A 7,694-nucleotide genomic window follows, 5' to 3' on the forward strand; every position below is an offset into this window, starting at 1 on the left:
GGACTTGCCTTATTTTAATAATACGGAGGACTTATGGAATCCGACAAAATCCGAGAAAATTAATTTACTTTTGTTAAAATTTCTGAATATAACACTTGAATAAACTTCTTAATATTCACTTTTGCTTTACGATTTTCGTGATCTTCTATCTGAGACATAAGCTGACGAATTTCTTTAAAGTCAAAGTATCGAGGAGCATAATATTCAAATTCCGAGTTTGTATAATCTACGACCCCTAAATTGGCGAGATTGATCATCGCTGCTAATATAGTACGGCGCACACGCTGTTCAATGGCTTTACTCTCCTTCAAAATTTCATCTGGTGTAGCCTTTGTGACAGCGGCAATTTCTTCATAAAGCTCCTTTAATGGAGGTAGTGGTGCAATTTTGTGCTGATGAGCAAGCAATGTTTCGATGATAGCTATAATATCTTCGCTTCCGATTTCACCAACGATCCCCATATCATTTAAGATAGATTGAATATGATCGCGAGACGTCGCTTTATGATTTATTTGTTCACTTAGATCGATATTTGTAAGTGATTGGCGAATTATAAGCAATGAGTTTTTTAGGCGAAATTGTTCAGTTGTTTTACGTAAAACATTTTCAACCTCGATGCGGTTTATTGGCTTATGAATAAAGAAATCTATACCTTGCTCATAGGCCTCACCTACCATCTCCTTATTCACTACCTGAGAAATCATGACAAATTGTCCCTCAAAACGATTTTGAATAAGTTGCTCGACTGTTGCTATTCCATCAAGCTTAGGCATAAGCAAATCGATCAGTACAAACTCTGGCTGTGTCATTAAAATTTGTGGAATAGCGTCCTCACCATTACGTGCTTCACCAATTACTGTACCTAAACCACTATCTTCAATAATTTGTTTTAACATGACCCGACTTGCTCGATCATCATCTACAATAAAATACCTCATTTAAGTCTCTCCTGTTTGAATAGTTTGCGTAGGAATTTTAATTTTAAACATCGTGTTTTGATTGTTTGATTCAACGGATATTGAGCCATTTAATTTATTTGCTAATTCAACAACGTGTGAAAGCCCAATACCTGTTGCTGCGACACCGTCTACATTATATTTTGTAGTGTATCCAGGTTCAAAAATAATAGAGAGATTACTGTGTGGAATTCCCTTCCCATTATCACATACTGTGATTACAGTATCATCCTGTTGCTGCTGAATGGCAATAGAAATGATACCTTGATTCTCAATGGCTTCAATAGCATTAGCTGTTAAATTATTCAAAAGCGCAAGCAAAGCAATATGTTCTTTCGTTTGAAAATCGATATCAATATTTATTATAAACTCAATTTCTTTCTTTAAAAATTCTGCGTACTTACTGTTGCCGTCTTCAATAAAATGTAATAATTCTGATAATCTGAGTGAGTCAAAGCTCTTGTCACCAACAATTTTAGAAATACCTGCATAAATGCGTTGTGAATCCTTCTTTACTTCATGAATTTCCTGGGCAATATGGAGCGCCTGTAAACTTTCCGGACGATAGCCTAGTGATTTTAATTGTCGATATAACTCAAATCCACTAGCAGTAATTGCTTCTATATGGTTCATAGATTTTTTCAAATAAAGTGTCTCAACATATAAATCTGAGCCAATTGTAAGCATTTCCTGAACCCGTTTTTTTTGCTCAGCAATTAAAATGGAACTATAAATACCAACAACAAAAAAACTACGTAATAAAGCAACTGCTAAAAGTATAAGTAAATCAGGGAGGAGTAAAAAAGTGTAAGAATTTATAATAAAGTGAAATAGTTGTTCCACTAAATTACTGAACACTTCACTAAACGCAACTAGTAATCCAAGCAATAGTGGTTTTTCTCTATATTGATGAATACTTAGAATTTGTAGGCATACTGCGAACGATATATAAAATGTAGCAGCAGGTAAATGTATTAGTAAACTATCGACTAATGGAACATCATGTAAAGAGTAATTAATGATAACTCGAAAAATAGTTGTCACGATGCTTGTAGTAAATCCAGCCAAAATAATTGGTGTAGGTTTAAGTAAAGTGCATAAAAAGAAAATGATGCTTCCTAATCCGAAACGAAAAGTTGTATTCGAGAAAGGCATTATTTTAATCTCACTACCGACAGCAGTTAACAGTGCAATTGTGAAAATCCAAGTGAGGGAAGCACGATATATGTAAAATTTTGAATGCATAAAAAATCCTCCCAATATTAACAGAGCAGTATAGCAAAGAAAAGATAAAGATTTGCTAAAGAACTCATTTGCTTGTTTGAAATAAAAGTAATTGTACCACTACTTTTGACGTTGTGTTGGCCAGAATACGACTTTGAGATGAAAGGGGTATAGATTTTTAACTTCTTACAGAGGGTGTCCAAACATCCGCTGAGATAGAGGAACTTGTTCTAAGAACGCCACATCCTGTGACATTACCGAAATGACCGACATCTTGTCGGACCTAAATACAAAGCCAATTGTGGACGCAATTATGCCGAGGCATAATGAATCAATTATAAAATCGTAATTTACAATAAAAAAATACCACACCCTAAGCGGAAGTGGCATCTAATAAGTGTTACATATAATTTTTAGGCAAAAAAAAACGGCTACATTCGTAGTCGGAATTTTAAAACTGGAGGAGGTAGAGGGATTCGAACCCCCGCGCGGTGTTACCCGCCTGTCGGTTTTCAAGACCGATCCCTTCAGCCAGACTTGGGTATACCTCCATGTTGTTCTGTTGCGTTGTCTCATCGACAAAAATAAATTTATCATATTTCAAAATTCTCGTCAACAGTTTTTTAAGTTTTTTTTAACTTCTTTCATCGGGTGTCCAAACACCCACTGAATTAGAGGAACTCAGTCTATGAACGCCACGTCCTGTGGCATTACCGATATGACCGACATCGTCTCGGTCTTCGTGTTGTTGTCGCTACGTTAGCACTGCGCTTTCGCACAAAAAACATCTGCAGGCCTAAGCACAAAGCCTATTCCGGACGCAATTATGCCGAGGCATAATTGATTAATAATTTCTTTTTTACAGTACTGATAGAATATTCCACACAAATATTATGCGTATTAAGTTGCAATTTATGAAAACAGTAAGTATACTAGTTATTGCCGTGCTAGGTGGGAAGGTAGCGGTGTCCTGTAACTCGCAATCCGCTCTAGCGAGACTGAATTCCTTTTTAGAGGCTGTCCGTATTGTTTGGTCTGCCTTTTGCACGTAGTGTTGACGATTGGGTCCTGCGCAATGGATACCCATGAACCATGTCAGGTCCGGAAGGAAGCAGCATTAAGTGGTCTTATTCATGTGCCGCGGGGTTGCCTAATCTGAGCTAACGACAAGAGTAACGCTTATGTGCGGCTGTCGAAGAAAGGTGCACGGCATTAAATTGCCAATTCAAACGCATCCGTCCAAAAGGCGGATGCGTTTTTTTATTATTTTACAAGTTGTTTTTAGATTCTTTAGACGGAGGGGTAGTTGCCAGAACGTTTAAAGAAGGTACAAAATGTACAAGGCGACGGGTAGGATAGGTACATAAGAGATACATCAGTCTCCCTTATAAGTAGAGATGGTGAAAAACAATGGTCCTGAATTTTTTAGAAAAACGATGACACTATTTTATAAATAATGAAGCGAATGCTATAATAGAACTATTCTATATAATGAAGAAGAGGAGAGGAAACCATTGACGTATCAAGCATTTTATCGTGTGTATCGACCACAATCATTTCGGGAAATGTCTGGTCAAGCACATGTCAAAAGAACGCTACAAAATGCTCTCCTAGCGAATAAAACAACGCATGCTTATTTATTCTCTGGCCCGCGTGGTACCGGGAAAACAAGTACAGCTAAAATTTTTGCGAAGGCTTTAAACTGTGAGCAGGCACCATCAAATGAGCCTTGTAATGAATGTGCTACTTGTTTAAGTATTACAGATGGTTCTCATCCAGATGTTATTGAATTTGACGCTGCGTCTAATTCACGCGTTGAAGAAATACGTGACATCATTGAGAAAGTACGATTTGCTCCTGCTAGTAGCAGATATAAAGTGTATATCATTGATGAAGTGCATATGCTTTCCACCAGTGCTTTCAATGCACTTTTAAAGACATTAGAAGAACCACCTTCTCATGCTGTATTTATTTTAGCGACGACAGAGCCCCATAAATTGCCTGCAACGATTATTTCGCGTTGTCAGCGCTTTGATTTTAAGCGTCTTTCAACCAATGATATTATTGAGCGCATGAAAGTTGTATTAGAGGATATTGAGTTACCATTTGAGGAGCAAGGTTTAAAGGTAATCGCACAATCAGCAGCTGGTGGTATGCGTGATGCTTTAAGTTTATTAGATCAGGTTGTATCCTTCAGCGGGGAAATGTTGAAGTTAGAGGACACATTGCTTGTAACAGGTTCTATTAGTCAGGAAGTTTTCTATGAATTAGCAGAAGCTCTAAAAGTAAAAGACGTCGCACAAATGCTTGCGTTATTAGAGCAGCTTATTGCGGATGGGAAAGATCCACTTCGCCTTTCGGAGGACCTTATTACATTTTTCCGTGACTTATTATTACTGCAAACTAGTGAGGATTTGGCTGAATTATTAGAGCTAGTATCACCAGAGGAGCGAGTATTTACATTAGCGCATGATTTTGCACCCGATTTGCTATATGGCTACATTGATATTTTAGCGAAAACACAGCAAGAAATGCGGTTCTCCCACCATACAAAGATTTACTTGGAAACAGCGTTACTTAAAATGGTGCAATTTTCGGGAGGGGCAGTTGGCCAAACTACTACTTCAGGTGAGGTAGCTATGAGCCCGGAGCTCGCTCAAAAAATTGTGACACTTGAGCAGATGGTGCAACAACTATCAGCCCAATTGCAAGCGGGTGCTTCTGTGCAAGCAACGCAAACACCAAAAGAGCAACGTCCACGAGCTAAAAATCCAAATGGCTATAAAGCACCGACGGGGCGTATTCAAGAGGTGCTAAAGGATGCTACAAAGCAAGATGTGCAACGTATCAAATCAGTTTGGGCGCAGGCATTAAACCAAATGCAAAAATCTCAATCAGCTCTTTTAGCAGAGGCTGAACCTGTTGCGGCATCTTCAAGTGCTTTTGTGTTAAAATTCAAGTATGATATTCATTGTCAAATGGTTGCTGATAATCAAGCCCTAAAAGCTCAATTCACACAATTAATTGCAGGGCAAACGGGTACTATGTATGAAATGCTTTGTACACCTGATGATGCTTGGTTAAAATTACGTGAAGAGTTTATTCGTGATCATGGCTTACAGCAGCAGAAAAAGTCTCAGGATGAGAATGATCCTGAAGTAGAGTTATTAGAGCCGCCACCGGCAGAAATGCCAGATGGCCCATTTATCGACGATGCTCAACCACTTGCGTCACAAGATCCACTTGTGACGGAAGCAGAAAAGCTGTTTGGTAAAGATTTTATTGAAATTGTTGAAGACTAATCATTTAGGAGGAATATGTTTATGCGTGGAATGGGAAATATGCAAGGTATGATGAAAAAAATGCAAAAAATGCAAAAAGAAATGATGGAGGCTCAAGAGGCTTTAAACGCAGAGCAATTTGAAGGCGCAGCTGGTGGCGGTATGGTGAAAGTATCTGTAACTGGTCAACGTGAAGTCGTAGAAGTAAATCTTGATCCATCAGTAGTAGATCCAGATGATATCGAAATGCTACAAGATTTAATTGTTATTGCTACAAATGAAGCATTGAAAAAAGTAGATGAAAAAACAAATGCAACAATGGGTAAATTCACTCAGGGCATGAACCTTCCATTCTAGGAGGTAAATAAATGTACTACCCAGAACCAATATCGAAACTAATTGATAGCTTTATGAAATTGCCAGGTATCGGGCCGAAAACCGCGGCCCGTCTGGCGTTTTTTGTATTAACAATGAAAGAGGATGACGTTTTATCCTTTTCAAAGGCATTAGTTGATGCTAAACGAAATTTAAGCTACTGCTCCGTATGTGGCAACATAACTGATGTAGATCCATGCCATATTTGTACCGACAAACAACGAAATCATTCTATTATTTGTGTTGTTCAAGATACAAAAGATGTGATTGCAATGGAGAAAATGCGCGATTTTAACGGTATGTATCATGTATTACAGGGAGCTATTTCACCTATGGATGGTGTTGGTCCAGAGGATATTAATGTCGCTTCCCTGCTAGTTCGTTTGCAAGATGAGACTGTTCAGGAACTTATTTTAGCCACAAATTCAACTATTGAAGGCGAGGCAACAGCTATGTATATTTCTCGTCTAGTGAAGCCGTCTGGTATTCGAACAACACGAATCGCTCATGGTCTACCAGTAGGTGGAGATTTAGAATATGCAGATGAAGTAACGTTATCGAAGGCAATGGAAGGTCGCCGAGAATTGTGAGTGAGGGATTAATATGTTCTTCCGCAGTAAGGGAAAATTAAAAAAAGAATTCGATGACAAGCTTGTGAGTCTTATAAAAGGAACAAAAGAGGATTTACAGCAAGCGAAGATAATTGAAGAACTAATAGATGATTATGATTTAGAAGCAATTGTTCAACGAAAAGTAGCGGAGAGTATACATTTTTATTTATTCAAGGAAGCTAGAATTCGGAGAGTATTAATTAAATAATAGTTTTTTAAAATATCAGCGGGTGTCCAAACATCCGCTGATATGCGTTAATGGGAACGGAATCGGAAATAAGTAAATGTTTTCTGCAGCGAAAGCAAAGAGACAGCTGCAATTATTCCGAGGCATAATTGATATTCATAGAAGCAAAATAGGAAACATAAACTTTCATAATTATATTTAAGGGGGAAACCATATGTCGTGGTTAGTAATTATGAGTGTTGGTGTGCCTATAGTGCTTCTTTTTCTTTATATAATAATAAGACATGCCAAGATGGGTAAAATATTAGAAGGGATGTCTGTGTTTTGGTTTAGATTTGCTTTTGCCTTTCTACTATTATTTATTATTCACTTAGGCATAGGATATGCAGGTTATGAAGTGCCAATTAATCTATTCTCAGTGTTCACCATTGCGATATTAGGTATTCCGGGTGTACTGGGAGTAACTGCGTTAATCTTTTTTTTATAAAACACTTGCAAAGAGAAAATATTGTGGTATAGTAATAAGAGTCGTTAAGATAACGGTTGTTAAACAAATGAATTTTAAATTAAATAATTTAGCTGTTGACATCGAATTCGAGACATGATATTATATAAAAGTTGCTGTTGAAGAAATGGTGACGAAATGAACCTTGAAAACTGAACAAGCAAAACGTAATCAATAAAGTTTTTAGTAACTAACCTTGAGTTGGCGAACGAAACAAAATTTTGGACATCAAACATGATGCCAGCAAAACAATTTGAGCTAATCAAATTTCTTTTATGGAGAGTTTGATCCTGGCTCAGGACGAACGCTGGCGGCGTGCCTAATACATGCAAGTCGAGCGAACAGAGAAGGAGCTTGCTCCTTTGACGTTAGCGGCGGACGGGTGAGTAACACGTGGGCAACCTACCTTATAGTTTGGGATAACTCCGGGAAACCGGGGCTAATACCGAATAATCTATTTCACTTAATGGTGAAATACTGAAAGACGGTCTCGGCTGTCGCTATAAGATGGGCCCGCGGCGCATTAGCTAGTTGGTGAGGTAACGGCTCACCAAG

The 7,694-nt window shown here is 38.0% G+C and carries 7 protein-coding genes, 1 tRNA gene, 1 rRNA gene and 1 other RNA gene; 7 read left to right on the forward strand and 3 right to left on the reverse strand.

The genetic code is table 11. The features are described 5' to 3' along the window. Nucleotides 1-59 precede the first annotated feature (59 nt). The 3 genes from ABE34_RS14135 to ABE34_RS14145 all read right to left on the reverse strand — a co-directional run bounded on the left by ABE34_RS14135 (nucleotide 60) and on the right by ABE34_RS14145 (nucleotide 2,731). Nucleotides 60-938 carry a response regulator gene (locus ABE34_RS14135; protein ID WP_197143183.1) on the reverse strand — a complete coding sequence of 293 codons (879 nt, stop codon included), beginning with the start codon at nucleotides 936-938 and terminating at the stop codon, nucleotides 60-62. After that, entirely contained in the window at nucleotides 939-2,201 is a 1,263-nt protein-coding gene (locus ABE34_RS14140; protein ID WP_197143184.1) for an ATP-binding protein, read from the reverse strand. A 437-nt stretch (nucleotides 2,202-2,638) separates the two neighbouring features. Next, nucleotides 2,639-2,731 (reverse strand) — tRNA-Ser (locus tag ABE34_RS14145). Between the two features lie 391 nt (nucleotides 2,732-3,122). Between ABE34_RS14145 and ffs the strand changes: the two genes are divergently transcribed. From ffs to ABE34_RS14180, 7 genes are all read left to right on the forward strand, one after another. After that, nucleotides 3,123-3,390: signal recognition particle sRNA large type (gene ffs, locus ABE34_RS14150), an RNA gene on the forward strand. Between the two features lie 304 nt (nucleotides 3,391-3,694). Continuing rightward, complete coding sequence (gene dnaX / locus ABE34_RS14155) at nucleotides 3,695-5,482, forward strand: DNA polymerase III subunit gamma/tau (RefSeq protein ID WP_197143185.1); 1,788 nt, start codon at nucleotides 3,695-3,697, stop codon at nucleotides 5,480-5,482. A gap of 21 nt (nucleotides 5,483-5,503) precedes the next feature. Then, on the forward strand, nucleotides 5,504-5,818 hold the full coding sequence (locus ABE34_RS14160) for a YbaB/EbfC family nucleoid-associated protein (protein WP_079564086.1): 315 nt from the start codon (nucleotides 5,504-5,506) through the stop codon (nucleotides 5,816-5,818). Between the two features lie 11 nt (nucleotides 5,819-5,829). Beyond that, nucleotides 5,830-6,426 carry a recombination mediator RecR gene (gene recR / locus ABE34_RS14165; RefSeq protein ID WP_197143186.1) on the forward strand — a complete coding sequence of 199 codons (597 nt, stop codon included), beginning with the start codon at nucleotides 5,830-5,832 and terminating at the stop codon, nucleotides 6,424-6,426. 13 nt (nucleotides 6,427-6,439) lie between these two features. Then, on the forward strand, nucleotides 6,440-6,655 hold the full coding sequence (locus tag ABE34_RS14170) for a YaaL family protein (RefSeq protein WP_197143187.1): 216 nt from the start codon (nucleotides 6,440-6,442) through the stop codon (nucleotides 6,653-6,655). A 193-nt stretch (nucleotides 6,656-6,848) separates the two neighbouring features. Beyond that, entirely contained in the window at nucleotides 6,849-7,121 is a 273-nt protein-coding gene (locus ABE34_RS14175; RefSeq protein ID WP_197143188.1) for a pro-sigmaK processing inhibitor BofA family protein, read from the forward strand. A gap of 290 nt (nucleotides 7,122-7,411) precedes the next feature. Next, nucleotides 7,412-7,694 (forward strand): 16S ribosomal RNA (locus ABE34_RS14180); the annotation flags it as partial.

This window comes from Lysinibacillus sphaericus (assembly GCF_015844675.1).
Classification (GTDB): Bacteria; Bacillota; Bacilli; order Bacillales_A; family Planococcaceae; genus Lysinibacillus; species Lysinibacillus sphaericus_E.

What these genes read in the sequence shown, in the direction of transcription:
- ABE34_RS14135 (WP_197143183.1), bottom strand. Translation starts at nt 938, where the DNA reads ATGAGGTATTTTATTGTAGATGATGATCGAGCAAGTCGGGTCATGTTA.
- ABE34_RS14140 (WP_197143184.1), bottom strand. Translation starts at nt 2,201, where the DNA reads ATGCATTCAAAATTTTACATATATCGTGCTTCCCTCACTTGGATTTTC.
- ABE34_RS14160 (WP_079564086.1), top strand. Translation starts at nt 5,504, where the DNA reads ATGCGTGGAATGGGAAATATGCAAGGTATGATGAAAAAAATGCAAAAA.
- recR (WP_197143186.1), top strand. Translation starts at nt 5,830, where the DNA reads ATGTACTACCCAGAACCAATATCGAAACTAATTGATAGCTTTATGAAA.
- ABE34_RS14170 (WP_197143187.1), top strand. Translation starts at nt 6,440, where the DNA reads ATGTTCTTCCGCAGTAAGGGAAAATTAAAAAAAGAATTCGATGACAAG.
- ABE34_RS14175 (WP_197143188.1), top strand. Translation starts at nt 6,849, where the DNA reads ATGTCGTGGTTAGTAATTATGAGTGTTGGTGTGCCTATAGTGCTTCTT.